The 18,445-nt window shown below is 37.2% G+C and carries 15 protein-coding genes, 1 other RNA gene and 2 pseudogenes; 10 read left to right on the top strand and 8 right to left on the bottom strand.

The window, feature by feature from the left end:
* Positions 1 to 6: 6 nt before the first annotated feature.
* From LMB57_RS03930 to LMB57_RS03905, 7 genes are all read left to right on the top strand, one after another.
* A complete protein-coding gene (locus tag LMB57_RS03930) occupies positions 7 to 1,311 on the top strand; it encodes a replication-associated recombination protein A (protein WP_229271326.1) in 1,305 nt (434 codons plus the stop codon).
* A gap of 36 nt (positions 1,312 to 1,347) precedes the next feature.
* A non-coding RNA gene (gene ssrS / locus LMB57_RS09925) (6S RNA) lies at positions 1,348 to 1,535 on the top strand.
* Between the two features lie 93 nt (positions 1,536 to 1,628).
* Positions 1,629 to 1,925 (top strand): hypothetical protein, encoded by a 297-nt coding sequence (locus tag LMB57_RS03925; RefSeq protein WP_229271255.1) that lies wholly within the window; start codon positions 1,629 to 1,631, stop codon positions 1,923 to 1,925.
* Positions 1,926 to 2,008: 83 nt separating this feature from the next.
* Entirely contained in the window at positions 2,009 to 2,497 is a 489-nt protein-coding gene (locus LMB57_RS03920; RefSeq protein WP_003666602.1) for a universal stress protein, read from the top strand.
* A 111-nt stretch (positions 2,498 to 2,608) separates the two neighbouring features.
* Positions 2,609 to 3,706, top strand: coding sequence for a GntR family transcriptional regulator (locus LMB57_RS03915; RefSeq protein WP_229271254.1), 1,098 nt, complete (start codon positions 2,609 to 2,611; stop codon positions 3,704 to 3,706).
* On the top strand, positions 3,699 to 4,541 hold the full coding sequence (locus tag LMB57_RS03910; protein WP_229271253.1) for an aldo/keto reductase: 843 nt from the start codon (positions 3,699 to 3,701) through the stop codon (positions 4,539 to 4,541). Before LMB57_RS03915 ends, LMB57_RS03910 begins: the two co-directional genes overlap by 8 nt.
* A 183-nt stretch (positions 4,542 to 4,724) precedes the next feature.
* Entirely contained in the window at positions 4,725 to 5,897 is a 1,173-nt protein-coding gene (locus LMB57_RS03905) for an AEC family transporter (protein ID WP_229271252.1), read from the top strand.
* A gap of 50 nt (positions 5,898 to 5,947) precedes the next feature.
* Here the strand turns inward: LMB57_RS03905 and LMB57_RS03900 are convergent.
* The 6 genes and pseudogenes from LMB57_RS03900 to LMB57_RS03875 all read right to left on the bottom strand — a co-directional run.
* Positions 5,948 to 6,385 (bottom strand): annotated as a pseudogene (locus LMB57_RS03900) (sugar O-acetyltransferase); the annotation flags it as partial.
* A gap of 84 nt (positions 6,386 to 6,469) precedes the next feature.
* The gene (gene araA / locus LMB57_RS03895) at positions 6,470 to 7,891 is read right to left on the bottom strand and encodes an L-arabinose isomerase (protein ID WP_229271250.1); all 1,422 of its coding nucleotides are present in this window, start codon (positions 7,889 to 7,891) and stop codon (positions 6,470 to 6,472) included.
* 53 nt (positions 7,892 to 7,944) lie between these two features.
* Positions 7,945 to 8,673: an L-ribulose-5-phosphate 4-epimerase gene (locus LMB57_RS03890; protein ID WP_153702654.1), complete on the bottom strand. Its 729-nt coding sequence runs from the start codon at positions 8,671 to 8,673 to the stop codon at positions 7,945 to 7,947.
* A 3-nt stretch (positions 8,674 to 8,676) separates the two neighbouring features.
* Entirely contained in the window at positions 8,677 to 10,299 is a 1,623-nt protein-coding gene (locus tag LMB57_RS03885; protein ID WP_229271249.1) for a xylulokinase, read from the bottom strand.
* Positions 10,300 to 10,311: 12 nt separating this feature from the next.
* Entirely contained in the window at positions 10,312 to 11,736 is a 1,425-nt protein-coding gene (locus LMB57_RS03880) for a sugar porter family MFS transporter (RefSeq protein WP_418887470.1), read from the bottom strand.
* A gap of 315 nt (positions 11,737 to 12,051) precedes the next feature.
* Entirely contained in the window at positions 12,052 to 12,942 is an 891-nt protein-coding gene (locus LMB57_RS03875) for an ArsR/SmtB family transcription factor (protein WP_229271247.1), read from the bottom strand.
* 282 nt (positions 12,943 to 13,224) lie between these two features.
* Between LMB57_RS03875 and LMB57_RS03870 the strand changes: the two genes are divergently transcribed.
* Positions 13,225 to 14,196, top strand: coding sequence for a glycoside hydrolase family 43 protein (locus LMB57_RS03870; RefSeq protein WP_229271246.1), 972 nt, complete (start codon positions 13,225 to 13,227; stop codon positions 14,194 to 14,196).
* A 23-nt stretch (positions 14,197 to 14,219) separates the two neighbouring features.
* Entirely contained in the window at positions 14,220 to 15,491 is a 1,272-nt protein-coding gene (locus LMB57_RS03865) for an oligosaccharide MFS transporter (protein ID WP_229271245.1), read from the top strand.
* A gap of 74 nt (positions 15,492 to 15,565) precedes the next feature.
* Here the strand turns inward: LMB57_RS03865 and LMB57_RS03860 are convergent, their stop codons facing one another.
* Together LMB57_RS03860 and LMB57_RS03855 are read right to left on the bottom strand one after the other, a co-directional pair.
* The gene (locus LMB57_RS03860) at positions 15,566 to 16,411 is read right to left on the bottom strand and encodes a helix-turn-helix domain-containing protein (RefSeq protein WP_229271244.1); all 846 of its coding nucleotides are present in this window, start codon (positions 16,409 to 16,411) and stop codon (positions 15,566 to 15,568) included.
* A 435-nt stretch (positions 16,412 to 16,846) separates the two neighbouring features.
* A complete protein-coding gene (locus LMB57_RS03855; RefSeq protein ID WP_003676132.1) occupies positions 16,847 to 17,983 on the bottom strand; it encodes a D-alanine--D-alanine ligase family protein in 1,137 nt (378 codons plus the stop codon).
* 256 nt (positions 17,984 to 18,239) lie between these two features.
* Here LMB57_RS03855 and LMB57_RS03850 point away from each other — a divergent pair.
* A pseudogene (locus LMB57_RS03850) lies at positions 18,240 to 18,445 on the top strand (ISL3 family transposase); the annotation flags it as partial.

Here is an 18,445-nt window from a genome sequence, read left to right as displayed (position 1 = left end):
TATATGATGCAACAACCACTTGCTTATCGAATGCGACCACGAACGTTAGATGAAGTGGTCGGTCAACAGCACCTTGTCGGCCCCGGTAAAATCATCTCCCGTATGGTTAAAGCAAAAATGCTTTCTTCAATGATTCTATACGGTCCTCCTGGAACTGGTAAGACCAGCATTGCTAGTGCGATTGCTGGTTCAACTAAATATGCTTTTCGAAAACTAAACGCGGCAACTGATACAAAAAAGGATTTACAAATCGTCGCAGAAGAAGCTAAGATGAGCGGGACGGTGATCTTACTACTCGACGAAATTCATCGCTTAGATAAAGTAAAGCAGGATTTTCTCCTTCCTCACCTCGAAAACGGACGAATTATCCTCATCGGAGCGACAACAGAAAATCCATATATTAGTATTAACCCCGCAATCCGTAGTCGGACCCAAATTTTTCCAGTCCACTCGCTTTCAACTGATGAAATGAAGATCGCTATCCAGCATGCATTAGTTGATAAAGAACGTGGCTTAGGTAGTTTACCATTAGTCCTTGAAGAAAATGCTGAGGACCAACTAGCAGCAGCAACCAACGGTGATCTTCGAAGTGCCTTAAATGGGTTAGAACTTGCTGCCAAATCAACTGATCCAGGTGAAGATGGGAAAATTCATCTTACACTACCGATTATTGAAGAAAGCGTCCAGAAAAAGGCGTTATCCGCTGATAAAGATGGCGATGCTCATTATGATGTCATCTCAGCCTTTCAAAAGTCTATTCGCGGGTCAGATACTGATGCGGCTCTCCACTATCTTGCTCGTTTAATTGAAGCTGGTGATCTTCCTATCATTGCACGACGTTTAATGGTCACAGCCTATGAAGATATTGGGCTTGCGAATATGCCTGCTGTGCAACGAGCTGTTACGGCAGTTCAAACCGCAGAACGAGTTGGCTTCCCAGAGGCACGAATTCCATTAGCAGATGCTGTCATCGAATTATGCCTGTCGCCAAAATCCAATTCAGGAATTAATGCAATTGACGAAGCTCTTGCTCAGGTTCGCCAAGGTGGCTTTGGTGACGTTCCAGCTCACCTTAAAGACGCCCATTATAAAGGGGCTGCTAAGTTAGGTCACGGGATTGATTATGATTACCCTCATGACTATCCCCAAGATTGGGTAGCTCAACAATACTTGCCCGATCGAATCAAAGATGCTCAATACTACCAACCGAAAAATAATGGTCGTTTTGAAGCTAGTTTAGGCCGACAATATTGGCAATTACGGAAGGCCCAGCAACACACTTTACGGAGTAAACATCATCCGAGCAAATAATTGCACCAACCACTTAAAAATGCTATTATAAAAGTGAAAATTCTGTAGTGTACGCGTTGTCTAAACGCAGGTTTGCCTTACAGTCTTATTACTTTGGGACTAGTGTATTGCCTTTTGGACAACATGCCTTTACACTTGGTAGTTGAATATTAGGCAGCCGTGTCCCACCTGTCTTAAACACAGGTCAACACTGAATGACAATTAACGGCACCAACGGAGTTTTCGTACATATTTAGTGAGGGAGGCTGAGAAAAAACTTCGTTTTTTCAACAGCCTCTTTATTTATACCAACATTACTTAAGATAGGATAGATTTTTATGTTACTACCACTTCTAATGACTCTTTTTGGTTTGATTGCTCTTTTTGAAGGAATCTTTCTTTTAACCCACATCCATAAGCCATTTCTTGTTTTCGATCCTACTAAAAGCAAATATTTAGCTCCGCAATTAAAAAATTGGGGGCTTGTGATGACCATCGTCGGTATCCTGAGTATCATTGCTGGATGGACAAACAATACTGGATTTCTAGTTATTATGGTAATTATTGGCTGTGTCAGCGAAACATTAATGGCCTTCGCAATTACTGCTGATTTTCGTATAAATCATCGCAAGTAATGTTTCGTAGGCGCTTTACGCTCAATAGTGAAAAAGTGTATAATAAATATATAGTATAAAGATTTCAGGAGGGCACTACAATTATGGCACAAGAATACAAACACATTTTAGTTCCTGTTGACGGTTCTAAAGAAGCTGAATTGGCTTTTAAAAAAGCTGTTGCTGTAGCAAAACGTAATGGTGCAGACACTGAATTACGTTTACTTCACGTTGTTGACACACGTGCATTCCAGAACATTTCTAGTTTCGATACTTCAATGGTTGAACAAGTTACAGAAACTGCAAAGAAGACTTTAGACAAGTACATCGACTACGCTAAAGAGCACGGTGTTGAAAATGCTAGTTATTCCATTGAATATGGTGCTCCAAAGACAATTATTGCTCGGGATATGCCAAAGGAAATGGGTGCTGACCTAATCATGATTGGTGCTACTGGTCTAAACGCTGTTGAACGAATTTTGATCGGTTCTGTTACCGAATTTGTTACCCGAACAGCAATTTGCGATGTTCTAGTAGTACGGACCGATTTGGATAACAAGCCAATCGAAAATCCAAAGAAGCGTCGGTTCTAAATATCAAGATAAAATCAATCAAATGCTTCATAAGCGTTAGCAGGTTGCTAATTATATGGAGCATTTTTTATATATTCAAAACTACTTTTATTAAGATAGGAGCGCAAAGCATTGGAAGTGAAGTATGAAACAGTAAAACAAACTTTACGAAACGAAATTATTGATGGAAAATACAAAATTAATGAAAAATTGCCAACTGAAAGTGCCTTAATGAAGCGTTTTAATGTGTCACGTTATACAATTCGTCGTGCTGTCGGTGACCTTGAAAACGAGCACTATATTTACCGTATTCAAGGTGGCGGGATGTTTGTTCAAGACTGGCAACGCGATTGGACAAAAAGTGAAAAGAATAAAATCATTGGGGTAATCAGCACTCATATGGCTGACTATATCTTCCCTCCAATTATTTCTGGAATTGATAGTGTGGTAACAGAACAAGGTTACTCAATGATTGTTGGAAATACTCTTAATGACCATAAACGCGAACGCCAAACAATCTTAAATATGTTGGATCTTCAAATTGCTGGGTTAATTATTGAGCCGACTGAAAGCGCCATGCCTAATCCTAACTTAGACCTTTATCGTCAAGTCCAAAAATATAAAATTCCAACAATCCTATTTCACTCAACCTATCCTGGCTTTACATTCCCTTCTCTTTTAACAAAAGATCAAGAGGCTGAAGAAGAGTTAGTAAAGTATCTTTTTGACCTCGGTCATACTAATATTTTAGGAGTATTCCAAATAGATGATCAACAAGGCGTTGACCGCATGGCCGGAATGATCAAAGCCTATCAAGATAACAATATCCCCACCACTAAATCAAATGTTATTATGTACCAATCAAGTGAAGACTACGAAGATATTATCAAAAAAGTCGATATGATGCTTAATAGTAATAATGACATCACTGCTATTGCTTGCTATAACGACCGCCTTGCAACAAGAGTTATTAGTCATCTTCAGAAAGAGGGAAAACAAGTGCCGACTGATATTTCAGTACTAGGTTTTGATAACTATGAAATGGCGCAAATTATCTCCCCTAGCCTCACTACAGCTAATCACCCTAAACGTCAACTAGGTGAAGATGCTGGAAAAATGATCTTAAAAATGATTGCTGGCGAAGAAGTTGAATCAAAAGTCTATCCTCCCTCGATTATCAAAGGTCAGTCTACTGCGCCACTTATTACAAAGGAGAAGTCAAATGAATAATGATATAAAACAATTATTACTTGCTGATGGTCAATTAATGCCTCAAGAGGGATTTGGCTTATATAAAATTACTGATCAAAGTACGATTACCTCCGCGATAAAGTATGCCTATGATGCTGGCTATCGTCTTTTTGATACCGCACAATTATATAAAAACGAAGCAGAGGTTGGTAATGCACTTCGAGAACTCAACCTTCCTCGCCAAGAGCTTTTTATAACTACTAAGGTATCTGAACCTAATCAAGGGTTTAAGCAAACAATCGCCTCTGTTAAAGACTCACTGCAAAAATTGAAACTCGATTACGTTAACCTTCTTCTTATTCATTGGCCAATTGAGCGAGCTTTCTTTGATACTTGGGCAGCCCTTGAAGAATTAAAAAGGGAAGGGCTGACTGGTTCAATCGGTGTTAGTAATTACCAAATGATTCACCTTCAGTATCTTGCTACCCAAGCGCACGAGATGCCCGTCATCAATCAAATTGAACGTCATCCTCGCCTAAATCAACAACCATTGCTCCAATACGATAAGGAACATGATATTGTTACCCAAGCGTGGAGTCCGCTGGGGCGTGGAACCATCCTCGACAATCCAACCCTCAATAAGATTGCTGCTAACCATCATAAGTCTGCCGCCCAAGTTGTCCTCCGCTGGCATTTGCAAAGCGGGGTTGCCTTTATTCCAAAATCTGTTCATGAAGCTCGTATCAAACAAAATATTAATATTTATGATTTCGTATTAAACGACGAAGAAATGACTGCTATTAATAACTTAAACAACTTTACACGCGTAGGTAAAGAACCAGCATTAGTGTATGAGTATAATCTTAAATATTAAGAAAGAGCGGTGGAAAAACTAATTTTTTATTAATGTTATAAAGGTAAATCCCCCAAAACTTAAATAGCCTAGACCCAAATTAATTTAATATTAAAATTTTTCCAGTTCATTTTACTTTATCTCCTTTTTAGATTTGTTTATATTTTAAGTATAAATATTTTTATAAAATAAAGGAGGTTTATTATGATTAATATATTAGTTAATGATGTTATACCAATTTTAATTATTATGTTATTAGGATATCTTTGTGGTAAATTCAGTTTTTTTGATAATAATCAACGACAAGGTCTAAATAAATTAGTGCTAGATATTGCTCTTCCTGCTGCACTATTTATTTCAATTGTTAAAGCCACACGAGCTATGTTTGCACAAGATGTTGTGCTGACGCTAATTTCTATTATTGGTGTTACTGGTCTTTTTATGGTAAGTTACTTTCTTGATAAATTATTTTTTCATCGTAATATTCAACAAGCCGCCGTATGTGCTTTAATTGCTGGCTCACCAACAATTGGATTCCTTGGGTTTGCTGTCCTTGATCCAATTTACGGTAATAATGTAACAACTAATTTAGTTATTGGAATTGTTTCAATTGTTGTTAATGCCATTACAATTCCCCTTGGACTTTCCTTAATTAATAAAGGTCAAGCTAAGTCAAGACAAACAACTTCGAAAAAGAAAGGAGTAACCGTTAAAGTTAAACAACATAGTGGAAAAGGAAATAATAAGACCACTAAATTAGTTGAACGAACAATTCCAGATGGAGTTCCAGTTACTGATGCTGAAGCTAAAGCATTAAAAGAAAAGGGATTAGATAGAGAAATCGACCTTATTCGTGCAGAAATTGATGATCATGCTGGTAAGGAACGTCCACTTAAAAATTCAACGCTCGAGTCAATTCTTAATGCAGTTAAACAGCCAGTTGCTGCTGCTCCTTTACTAGCTGTTATATTTGTTCTTATTGGGATTAAAATTCCAACTTCATGGGATCCGACTTTTGACCTTATTGCTAAAGCAAATGCGGGAGTTGCGGTTTTAGCCGCTGGACTTGCCCTGGCAACAGTTAAGTTCTCCATCGATAAAGAAGTATTATGGAATACGTTCTTCCGTCTTTTCCTAACGCCGGCTATTATTGTTGCCGTTGCTTATATTTGTGGAATGGGAACAGATCCAGAAAAAATCTCAATGCTCTGCCTCGCAACTGGATTACCGCCTGCATTTTCTGGAATCATTATTTCTAGTCGTTATAATATTTATGTTAAAGAAGGTGCTAGCTCAGTTGCTGTTTCAACCGTTGTCTTTGCAGGAAGTTGTATTTTCTGGATCTGGCTATTACCAATTCTTGCACGAATCTTTTAAGAATATTTCAAGCAATACAGTTTTTTAATTACTTTTGCAGAATTACCAGCAATAATGGAATCACTCCCAATCCACGCATCATCCCCAATGGTGACATCCTTACTTTGGCCATAAGCCCCATTGCATCGTAATTGTGGGTCAAGGGGATGATTGACAGTATAAATCTGCACTCGCGGTCCCAATAAACAATGCTTCCCAAGCCGAATCGGGCTGACATCAAGCATTACACAATCATAGTTAGCGAAAAAATCATCATCTACATAAATGTTATAACCATAATCACATTTGAATTGCGGATGAACTTCACACTTTTCGCCAACGTGTCCAAATAATTGACGAATCACAGTATTGCTTGCAGTCGGGTTCATCTCGCCAAGAGCATTAAAGCGCTCAACTAATTGACGGGCATATTGGCGCTCTTTAACTAATTCGGGATCGTAAACGTTAAAAACTTCCCCTGCTAGCATTTTCTCTTTTTCAGTTTTCATTATTCCATCTCCTGATAAAAAATGGTTCTACTCGTCTCGAGGTTTGCCGAGTAGAACCATTTTTGTATTTTTAATTAAAATTGACTATTCAATAAAATCAACTTTAACATCTAACATTCCGAAAAGATCTTTAATTTGTTGTGGTTTCAAACTGAAGCTCAAGATTGTGTGATGACCGCCACCAGCGTGCATCCAACGTTCAGCACCTTCCTTTAAGCCAACAGTTGGTGTCCATAACTGCTTAGCAACTGGAAGATGAGGCGTTTCAGCTTCTGGCTTGTGACAATCAACTGAGTAACCAATAACCTTGTAACCATCGTTGAAGTATGAAAGGGTAACATCGACAGCCTTACCTTCCCGGCCAGTAAATACTAACCGTGCTGGGTCATCTTTACCCCCAATGTCTAATGGGTGAACTTCAACCCGTGGTTTATCTGAAGCAATTGTTGGGTCAACTTCAAGCATGTGTGAACCAAGAATTGCTTGGTGGCCTGGACGAAGGTCTAATGTGTAGTCTTCCATAAAGGCAGTAGCAACATTATCAGCAGCAATCTTCAATAAGCGGTCCATTCCGGCAGACTTCCAATCACCTTCAGCACCAAAGCCGTAGCCATCACGCATCAATAATTGAGCAGCTAACCCAGGTAATTCTTCAAGGCCATGCAAGTCTTCAAAGTTAGTGGTAAATCCAGTGTAGCCTTTTTCATCCATAAACTTCTTCAAACCAAGGTATTCACGAAGTTGGTAACGAACTGAGTGTTCATAGTGTTCCTTAGTATTGTCACCTTGGACCATTTCGTAACGACTTGCTAGGTCCTTGTAAGCAGCATCAATTTCATCTTCACTGATACCATTTACATATTCTACTAAGTCACTTACTGGCCAGTAGTCAACAGTCCAGCCAAGGAACATCTGGGCTTCAACTTTGTCACCTTCAGTAACGGCAACATTCCGCATTGTATCGCCAAAACGAACAATCTTAATGTTAAAGCTTTCGTTGTAAGCAACTGCAACATTTTGCCAGTCAGCGATTTCTTCTTGAACTTCTTCATCACCCCAGAAGCCGTAAACAATCTTGTTATGCTTTTGTAAACGAGCGTTAATGTAAGCATATTCACGGTCACCATGAGCTGATTGGTTTAAGTTCATGTAATCAAAGTCAATGGTGTCATATGGAATCTTGTTCAAGTATTGAGTTGCTAAGTGAAGGAGTGGCTTTTGTAAAAGCTTAGTTCCTCGAATCCAGTTCTTTGCTGGTGAGAAGGTATGCATCCACGTCATAACACCGGCAACCTTGTCATTGTAGTTAGCTTCCTTCATAAACTTAGTGATTCCTTCAGCAGTTGTCATCACACCCTTGAAGACAACCTTGTAAGGCAACTTACCACTTTCGTTTAACTTATTAACAATATCTTCAGCATCAGCAGCAACTGACTTTAATTGTTCTTCACCGTAAAGGAATTGACTACCAGTAACAAACCAAAATTCGTAATTCTTAATATCCATGAGATTACACTCCTTTTATCCTAAAAAGTTTTTAAATGTAGCTACCAAATTAATTAAGCGTGAACTGCATGATCTTTTGAATGCGCATTATTTTGTCCGTAATATGCATTCGCACCATGCTTGCGGTAATAGTGTTTGTCCAACAAGTATTGAGGTAAGTGAAGGTCTTGATGCGTTAATTGCATTGCATGATAATCTTCTTCTGCCACAACTTCTAACACCTTGGCATTATAAACTGCTTTATCAGGTGTTGGGCCCCAGGTAAATGGACCATGTTGCATTACTAATGCCGCTGGGGTTGCTTCATAGTCCAAGCCCCGTTCCTTGAATGAACGAACGATTACCTTTCCTGTATTACCTTCATAGTCTTCTTCAATTTCTTCCTTCGTCAAAGCATCAGCGGCTGGGACATCAGTATAGAAAGTATCAGCGTGCGTGGTATTCATCGCTGGAACATCCATCCGTGCAGCTGCAAATGCTACTGCCCAGGGTGAATGAGTATGAACGACTCCACCAATCTTTGGGAAGTGATTATAAAGGTAAGTGTGAGTAGGAGTATCACTGGATGGATTCAAGTCACCCTCGACTACCTCACCATCCAAATTGACAACAACCATATCTTCCGGCTTCATCTCTTCATATGGAACTCCAGAAGGCTTAATAACAAACAATCCTTTTTCACGGTCAATTCCTGAAACATTGCCCCATGTAAAGGAAACAAGACCTAGTTTAGGAAGCCGCATATTGGCTTCATAAACTTCTTTCTTTAAATCTTCTAACATGTACTATTTACTCCCTTTCTCTTCACGTTCTTTAATGTCATCACCAGCCAATGCTTCAACAGGTAAACCTGCTTGGTAACGAGTAATAAAGCTTTCATATCCCTTTACACCAGCAGGTTCTGGTGTAAGGGTCATGCTTTCTGGATTCTTAAAGACTTTTTCGTCAAGGTAATCTGCTAGGGATTCTTTTCCGTACGTCTCAGCATACTTAGCAAGAACCGCCATTCCCCATGGTCCACCTTCACTGGCCGTATTCATGATTGTAATTGGGATATTTAAGGCATTCGCCAAAACTTGTTGCCCAATAACTGGTGTCCCAAAGAGTCCCCCTTGCGCAACCATGACATCGGTTTGAACGTGTTCTTCATTTAGTAAGATATCCATCCCAATCTTCAATGGCGCAAACGCTGCATAGAGTTGAGTAAGGAAGAAGTTGGCGAGGCTCATCTTACTATTTGGAGTACGGACAAATAAGGGACGTCCTTCTTGAATCTTGGTAATATTTTCACCAGAAAGATAACTATAATTAATTAATCCACCAGCATCTGGATCGGAGTGAACTGTTGAATCAAAGAGAGTCTCGTAAAGCGTATTGGTATCGATCTTGGCCCCAATTGCATTAGCAAAATCTCTAAACAATCCAACCCAGGCGTTGATATCAGAAGAACAATTATTGATATGAACCATGGCTACTGGATCACCGGTTGGCGTAGTAACAATGTCAATATCACGGTGGAGTTTCTTTAATGGAGCATCCAACACATTCATTGAGAAGGCTGAAGTTCCAACTGAAATGTTTCCTGTCCTTTTTCGAACACTATTAGTTCCAACCATTCCCGTTCCTGCATCCCCTTCTGGAGGAGCCATCAAACTACCCGCTTGCAAAGTTCCACTTGGATCAAGTAATTTTGCTCCATCCACAGTTAAGTGACCTGCATCGCGTCCAGCTACAAGGACCGCTGGCAAAATATTCTTAAGTTTCCATGGATATTGTTCGACTTCTGGTAATGAATTGAACTTGTCAACAAAGTCTTGGCAATAAGTTAATGTTTGGTCATCGATTGGAAATACTCCTGAGGCATCCCCAATTCCTAAAACTTTTTCACCCGAAAGCTTCCAGTGAACATAACCAGCTAAAGTTGTAATGAAATCAATATCTTTAACATGCGGCTCCTTGTTCAAAATTGCTTGGTAGAGGTGAGCGACACTCCATCGCTGTGGAATATTAAAATCAAATAAATCAGTTAACTTATCAGCTGATTCTTCAGTGATATTATTCCGCCAGGTTCTAAACGGAACAAGTAATTGGTTATTTTTATCAAATGGTAGGTACCCATGCATCATGGCACTGACACCGATTGAACTAATTTCATCCAAGCTCACATGGTACTTGCTTTGGACATCTGCCTTAATCTTGGCATAAGCAGCTTGAATTCCTTCCCAAACTTGATCCAGCGGGTATGTCCAGATTCCGTCTTTCAATTGGTTTTCCCAGGTATAGCTCCCAGAAGAAATAGTTTCAAAATTTGGATTAATCAAGACTGCTTTAATTCGGGTAGAGCCTAACTCAATTCCTAGTGAAGCCTGACCATTTTTTACTTGTGTCGCTGTTTCACGTAAATTCATAGAGTATTCCTCCTAGTTTTCAGGATTGCTGGCCTTTACTCGACCATGATTTGTTCCTTGCTCTTCAATTTCTTCAAGAGTGTGACCACGAGTTTCTGGAACACAAATCTTAACGAAGACGACTCCTAAGATACAGATAATACCGAAGATCGCGAAAACAGCTTCTTGTGGCATGCTTGCCGTCATAATTGGGAAGATAAGACCAACTAACCATGATCCAATCCAGTTAAATGATGAAGCTAAACCAGATGCACGACCCCGGATAGCTAGTGGGAAGATTTCACCAACAAGCACCCATGTTAACGGAGCCCATGTGAAAGAGTAGAAAGCAACATAGATACATAAGAACACAACAATTGTCATCGGATTCATATTTGGCATCATCCAATTAATAACGGCTGGAAGAATAAAGGAAAGTCCCATGACAGCACCACCAACCATTAACAATGTCCGTCGGTTAAATTTATCAGCAATCCACATGTAAACCAGGGAACCAACAACTAAGATAACCCCTTGAACAATTGGCCACATTAAGTTTGAAGATGCAGCTTGGCCAGTTGCTTTTTGAACAATTAATGGAATGTAGTAGAAGATCGCATTTGCACCTTGGAACTGTTGGAAGGCTGCAACCCCAACCCCAGCAATAACTAGGTAACGATACTTGCCACTGAATAAGGTTGACCAACTTGTCTTTTGATTTGCTTGTTGTTCTTCTTTAGCAGTTTCTTTAATACTTGCCAATTCTTGATCAATTTCAGCTGGATTTTTACGAATGTAAGAAAGAACTTTCCGCGCTTGAGCTTCTTCACCTTTACGTAATAAGAACCGTGGAGATTCTGGTAAGCGCAGAACACCAAGGAATAGGATTAAAGCAGGAACAGCAGCTAATCCTAACATAAGACGCCATGCCCATTCACCAGGAAGATCTTTCAATAGGAAGTCAACGATATACGACAATAACATTCCAGAAACAATCATTGTTTGGTTAAGTCCAGATAAACGTCCACGCGCTTTAGCTGGTGCCATTTCAGACATATAGGCCGGTACCAAGGCCGATGCAGCCCCTACCGCTAAACCTAAAAGCATCCGAACAATAATCAGATAGTAGGCACTTGCTTCGCCCATGTCTGGTGAAACACCAGATAAAACGGAGAATACCATGAATACAATCGCAGACATTAAAATCATTTTCCGCCGACCAAACTTGTCAGAAAGTTGTCCAGCTAATGCGCCTCCGAAGATCGCCCCAAACATAACTGCTGAAGTAATCCATCCAACTAGAGAAGCCGCATTTTCAAGGTGCCAATCAGCTTGTAAGAAAGGCAAAGCACCAGTCATAACACCGATATCGTAACCAAATAGGATGCCCCCAAATGATCCGAAGAAGTAGATAAATGCACTTGATATTTTCTTCTCGGCTTTAGCCATTACATTCATCCTCCTTAAAAATAAAAAATAATAGTTTTTCATGAACATGAACGCGCTTTCATTGAACAATTATTACTATAAAATATTTGTACGTATAAATCAAGTGAATTATTTAAAATTGATCATAACCAATTGTGAAAAAGCGTTTTATACATTTAACAATTTCATGTCTATCTTGTAGTTAGAAGCAGTTATGCATGTGAAAAATATTTTTATTTTTTACTACTAAAAAAGACTAATTCTCGTTTAATGTAAAAAAACTGGAATTAGTCTTTAATAATCAATTAAATTTTCATTAATTATTTATACGTATAAATCTTAATGTCATTTATAAAATAGCTTCATTTGAACACTTTCATGAAAATTTCCAAAATTATGGCCATAAATTGTACAGCCTCCTTTATGAGTAGCTGTCTTTTTTACTTCAAACCGTAAAATAAATCTGTCAGGGTCATATGTTAAATCACTAAGAGATATATCTGACCACGGTTGACCATCAAGATATGTTCCGTGATCAGTAATTCTAAAAGTTTTTTGTAAACCATATTGGTTAACATTATTAGGTACCCATGATGGCGTATATTTTCCTCTAACATCTGAAAAATCTCCTGGACTCGTCCAAAATCCTAATTCTGTTCCATTTAATGAAATAGTGATATCAGAAGGCCAATTATTGTTAGAAAATGGAAATTCGCTTCCTAATTCTGCCACAATATCAAGCATTTTTAACTCATCATTTTTTTGTAAATGATTAGGAAGTTGATATTCAATATACCCGTCATTCCACCAAACCATCCCCGCCTCCATTCGATGTGGATCTGCAAAATAAGATGGATTATCTACCTTGCCAATATATCCAGTTGAACCCGCTAAGCCACAAGAAGGTTTTACAGAAAAATTAGTAAATTGTCCTACCGGCACTTCTGTTTTATGAATTTTATATTTTTCATAAATTGTCTTTGGAAAGTGAATATTAATTTGATCAACTCGTAATTTAGCAACTTTATGGTGTCCAACACGATGAAATTCAATAATATGTACATCTGCTAATTTATCCAGATGTTTTGAAATGATTGTAGAACTTAATCCAACTTCACTTGCAAGTTCCATAATACTCAACTGTTTTTTAGATAATAATTTAATCAACTTTAAACGCACTGGTGAAGCTAGTGCTTTATAGACATCAAGATAATCTACTGAAATCATAGTTTCCATCCTTTTATTCGTTCCTTTCTTCTCATCAACATATTCATTAATTGTTTTAAAAATAAAATGATTTAATTCAATTAGAACAACTTTTTAGTTGATCATTTATACATCAAATTAAACATTTTTGTTCATCAACCAAATGGTATCGCTTTCACAAAAGAATAACAATAAATAAATTTGTTGATTTTCACTAAATTTATTGAATAAATTTCACACACTACATTGAAAGCCCTTTCCGGAGGAAGTATCTTTGCATTGTAAGATATTTCTTATCAAGGAGGAATGATTTTGAGCAAACTTACCTATACTGCACCATTAATTATTCAACGTGCAGATCCTTATATTTATCGTCATAGTGACGGTTATTATTATTTTACTGCCTCTGTCCCATCCTATAATCGAATTGAAATTCGAAGAGCTCGCACAATAGAAGGCTTAGCTCATGCCGCTCCACGAACAATTTGGCGTAAGCATGACCAAGGGCCAATGAGTCAATTAATTTGGGCTCCTGAATTACACTTTATAAATGGAAAGTGGTTTATTTACTTTGCTGCTGCTGAAACAACTGCCTTCGATAAAAACGGAATGTTTCAACATCGAATGTTTTGTATCGAATGTGATAAAGAAAACCCAATGGAAAGTGAAGATGACTGGATAGAGCATGGTCAAGTTCACACACCTATAGATTCATTTTCACTTGATGCAACCTGTTTTAAGCTTAATGGCAAATTATATTATGTTTGGGCACAGAAGGATCCTAACATTAAAGGTAACTCCAATCTCTATATCGCAGAAATGCAAAATCCTTGGACACTAAAAACTATTCCAGTAATGCTTAGTAAACCTGAATATGATTGGGAAACAAAAGTATTCTGGGTTAATGAAGGCCCAGCGATTTTACATCGAAATGGAAAACTGTTTCTCACTTATTCTGCAAGTGCTACAGATGAAAATTATGCAATGGGTATGTTAACCTGTGACGAAAATGAGGATGTCCTTAATCCACAAAATTGGCATAAATCTTCTACTCCTGTCTTCCAAAGTGATATTACTCATCATCAATATGGCCCTGGTCATAATTCATTTACAGTTGCAGAAGATGGTAAAACCGATTTAATGGTTTATCACTGCCGTAATTATACAGATATTAAAGGTGACCCCTTATATGATCCTAATCGGCATACGATCGTTAAATCATTTACCTATAACAATGATGGTACCCCTAATTTTGGCAAACCTGTTCCATATAGCAATCTTTAATAAAGAAAGGAATGTATATATTTATGGATAAAACAGAAAATTCAGCAGTTGTTACTGAAAGTCGTAGTAAAGATTTTTGGGGATTTCCAGTTACCCACTTTAGTTATTTCTTCACATGGGCAATTGTGTTTGGATATCTAACGCTTTGGCTTGAACAACAAGCTCACTTTAATGGAATTGAAGCCGGATTAGTTTTCTCAATGATGTCTGGAATTTCGCTAATTTTTCAACCTGTTTTTGGTATCATTTCAGACCGACTAGTAATGAAAAAGAACTTAGTCATTACAATTTCTGTTGGAATGATCTTAATTGGACCTTATTTTCAATGGTTATTTAACCCCTTTCTATCAGTTAGTCGGTTCTTCGCAGCTCTTATCACTGGGATTTACTTGAGCTTTATTTTAAACGGTGGTGTATCTGTAATTGAACAATACGTTCAACGTGCAAGTTTAACTAATGGTTTCGAATATGGTCATTCACGAATGGGAGGCTCATTAGCCGGAGCAGTTGCTGCATTAGTTGGTGGTCGATTATTCCTTTGGAGTCCAAATTCAATCTTTTGGGCTTGTACAATTGCAGCTATTATTTTAACTTGTTGCTTTGTTTTTAGTGACAAAATTCATTTAGATAATGTTCAAGCTGCCGGAGAAGATACATCTAATAAATTAAACGTTAAGCAAATTGGATCAATTTTTAAGCTTCGAAACTTTTGGATTCTTTCCCTATTTTATATGGGAACTTCTGCTATCTATGATGTTTTTGATCAACAATTTATTATCTTTTTCAAATCATTTTTCCATGCAGCTGCTCAAGGAACTATTGCTTATAGTTATATGACTAGTGCTCAGACTGCTTTAGAATTTCTACTAATGATCCCCATGCCATGGCTTATTAATAAAATCGGTTCACGTAACGGCTTACTTTGCTATGGGGTTATCTTAACAATCCGTATTGTAGGATCTGCTTTAGTACCTAGTTTAACGTTTGTTATTATCCTACGTTTATTAGCTGGTCTAGAAATGCCTATTTTACTTGTTTCTATTATGAAATACATTGCTGGAGCTTTTGACCTTCGTCTTTACGCTACTGTTTATGCGCTTTCCTCAAACTTTGCTAAACAAATTTCTGTTTTCTTCTTCTCATCTTTTGCAGGAAAATTATACGACCAAATTGGTTTTCAACATACATATTTGATTTTAGGAATTATAGTTGGAATTGTTACCCTTATTTGTGCCTTTACACTTACTAAAGAAGATCCTGTTCAAGCAGGTGAAATTAAAGAAAAATCTAATTGAAATTCATACTAAAAAACGAAGTTGAGATATATCAACCATCTCTCAACTTCGTTTTTTAGTTATACATATTTTAATTAAATTTCTAGATTCTTTAACTCTAGTAAAATTGTATTTTCGACTACTGATCCATTACGAGCAATACTAAGGCTTTCAGCAATCTTTAAAGCTTTTTTAGCTTCTTCTTTGTTGTTCTTTAAGATATAGCTACGACCTATACAAAGATATAGTTCATCTAATAAAAATAATGAATCATGTTCTCGACAAAGTTCAACTCCTTTATTAGCAACTTCAATAGCGTTATCCGGATCTTCAAGTTGAAGATATAATTCTGCAATTTGACAATCAATTGATGCCCATTGACGAAGGCTTCCAATTAATTTTTTATTATCAATCAGTTTTACAGACCGGTTAGTTAACCGTGCTGCCCGTTCTTTATCACCACGTTTTAAGTAAGCAAGCGCCATTCCTGCAGTTGTCATGGCTAAATAAATATTAGCACTAGTAGTAGCAAATTGAGTTAAAACAAGTTCAAAATTAAAAATGGCTTCATCAATTTGATTATTTTCAACTTGAACCATTCCTACTAGATAGTAGTAACGTTGTTTATCAAAATCACTTTCTAGATTTTTTACATGAACCTTCTTCAAAAGCGCTGAAGCATCTTCAAAGTTGCGGGAAATCAAATTATCAACAATTTGGTTGAATGTTTCATTAATTCCACTAACTTCATTTTCGACAATTCGATCAGAAGAAATATTTAAGCGTTCACATATTGCCGTTAAAATATCCATTTTGGGTAAGCGATTTTGTTTTTCCATTAGGCTGATTGTCGCTTGAGTACAAATCCCTTCAGCTAAAGCCGTTTGGGACAATCCACGCTTGCGACGAATTTGTTTTAATACGTCTCCTCGGAGTCTCATTGTTTACCTTCCTTAATCATAATTGTTGAATATAAAATATGTACTCTATGAACTGTACCATTGCCAATCGTATTATACCACCATTAGCAACAAAAATTACTTTGGTTTTATCTAGGCCTTTTATTATAGACCAAAAATAAATCAATACTATTTTTATGCTTAAAATGCAATAAATTTTATAAAAAATAAATGCTTATAACCATCTTCACAGTCACCCCCGCAATGGTTATAAAGTATTATAAGTAGCGTGACTGTAGGTTACTCTAACGCTTACAAAAACTACGTATCTTCATTATATTATAAATTTTTCTTACTGCAATACTAAACCACGGATTTTATACCATTATGATAATATTTACTTTCTGTTACAATTCTAATAATAAAAATAGTTAGCACATTGTCCTCACAACATCCTAACTATTAAATAACTATTCTTTAGTCTTCGTTATATTTCTTTTGACCAACCCGTTCAGTACCAAGCTTACGGAAATCATATTTAATCTTGCTGTTTCGTTCAAATTCTTGTAATCCTAATTGAATTAACCGATCAATTAAGTCGGAATATGAAATACCAGAAACTTCCCACATTTGAGGATACAAACTAATGTTAGTAAAGCCTGGTAAAGTGTTTGGTTCACCAAGATAAGGGACATTATTGCTGTCAACTAAAAAGTCAATCCGAGCCATTCCCTTCATTCCTAATGCCTTGTATGCCTTCAAAGCCATATCTGTAATTTCATCAACCAAGTATTGTGGTAATTTAACAGGAAGTTCAAAAACAACCCCACTGGCATCCACAAACTTGTTTTCGTAATCATAGAATGGATCATCCTTAGGTACACGAACAGCTCCTAACTTAGAGGCAATTGGGTGTTCATTTCCTAAGATTGAAATCTCAATTTCTTGAGGATTAGCGATTCCTTGTTCTACTAAGATCTTGTAGTCATACTTAAAAGCATCGTCTAACGCTTTTTCGTATTCTTCGGCGTTAGTAACTCGGTGAATTCCAACGGAGGAACCTTGCTTAGCTGGCTTTACAAAAGTGAGATTGCCTAATTTTTCTTCAATCCGTCCCCATGAATAGTCAGCCCGGTTTTCTGGCGTAACTACTACATAAGGGGTGTTGCGAATACCAGCTTGACTAATAATCTTCTTAGTAAGATCCTTGTCAAAAGACATTGCACTAGCTGCAATATTTGAACCAACGTATGGTTTATTAAGAAGCTTAAAGAGACCTTGAATTGTACCATCTTCACCTAAATTACCATGGATAACAGGGAAGAAGAAATCAATTTCCTTTTGTTCGTTTAAGGCCATAATTGGTGCTAATGGACTACTCATATCCATCTTTTGATATGCTTCCGCTACCACTTGGTCTTCAGGTTCGCCATCAAAGATCTTTTGGGAATCCTCATTGCCTAATAGAATTCCATCCTTTGTAAACATAAAAAGACTTACATCATACTTTTCTTTATCAAGAGCATCATAGATATTATGTGCTGATCGCTTTGACACATCATGTTCAGAGGAGTTGCCACCAAATAATAAAGCGATGTGTAATTTTTTGGTCATAATAAATACCACCTTAAATATTTTTATCTTAGCCGTTTTCCTAGAACCTTAAGTATAACATGAATTAGAAAGATCCGCTAATACTAAATAAGAGGGACTGTGACATGAGTTAAGTTACTTTCATAAAAAGGGGTATACACTTTCTGGTATGGATAGAGATTCCATGCCAGATTTTTTTATACAAAAAAGAGGACATTTGCTGTTCCCTCGTTATACAATCAATTCACCACAAAAATCATGAAAGAAGGTTAAACAAATGTCCCATAATGATTCTATCTTAAATATTCTTGGAATTAAAGATAAAAATATTAAAATCATTTCTGTTGAAGAAGCTGAACATAACGATGATTCTGTTAAAGAGTATATAACGCTAATAACAGCTACTCTTTCTTATCCGATTAATCGTTGTCGTAACTGTGGCTTTCCCACAGTTAATAAGGATGGCTTTCGCAAAACTCATGT

The sequence above is a fragment of the Limosilactobacillus secundus genome, from assembly GCF_020784695.1.
In the GTDB taxonomy this organism is placed as follows: Bacteria; Bacillota; Bacilli; order Lactobacillales; family Lactobacillaceae; genus Limosilactobacillus; species Limosilactobacillus reuteri_F.
This window is presented reverse-complemented; position numbering and strand designations above follow the sequence as displayed.

Coding starts and splice junctions, on each gene's coding strand:
- LMB57_RS03930 (WP_229271326.1), top strand. CDS start 7: ATGCAACAACCACTTGCTTATCGAATGCGACCACGAACGTTAGATGAA.
- LMB57_RS03925 (WP_229271255.1), top strand. CDS start 1,629: ATGTTACTACCACTTCTAATGACTCTTTTTGGTTTGATTGCTCTTTTT.
- LMB57_RS03920 (WP_003666602.1), top strand. CDS start 2,009: ATGGCACAAGAATACAAACACATTTTAGTTCCTGTTGACGGTTCTAAA.
- LMB57_RS03910 (WP_229271253.1), top strand. CDS start 3,699: ATGAATAATGATATAAAACAATTATTACTTGCTGATGGTCAATTAATG.
- LMB57_RS03905 (WP_229271252.1), top strand. CDS start 4,725: ATGATTAATATATTAGTTAATGATGTTATACCAATTTTAATTATTATG.
- araA (WP_229271250.1), bottom strand. CDS start 7,891: ATGGATATTAAGAATTACGAATTTTGGTTTGTTACTGGTAGTCAATTC.
- LMB57_RS03890 (WP_153702654.1), bottom strand. CDS start 8,673: ATGTTAGAAGATTTAAAGAAAGAAGTTTATGAAGCCAATATGCGGCTT.
- LMB57_RS03885 (WP_229271249.1), bottom strand. CDS start 10,299: ATGAATTTACGTGAAACAGCGACACAAGTAAAAAATGGTCAGGCTTCA.
- LMB57_RS03880 (WP_418887470.1), bottom strand. CDS start 11,736: ATGAATGTAATGGCTAAAGCCGAGAAGAAAATATCAAGTGCATTTATC.
- LMB57_RS03875 (WP_229271247.1), bottom strand. CDS start 12,942: ATGGAAACTATGATTTCAGTAGATTATCTTGATGTCTATAAAGCACTA.
- LMB57_RS03865 (WP_229271245.1), top strand. CDS start 14,220: ATGGATAAAACAGAAAATTCAGCAGTTGTTACTGAAAGTCGTAGTAAA.
- LMB57_RS03860 (WP_229271244.1), bottom strand. CDS start 16,411: ATGAGACTCCGAGGAGACGTATTAAAACAAATTCGTCGCAAGCGTGGA.
- LMB57_RS03855 (WP_003676132.1), bottom strand. CDS start 17,983: ATGACCAAAAAATTACACATCGCTTTATTATTTGGTGGCAACTCCTCT.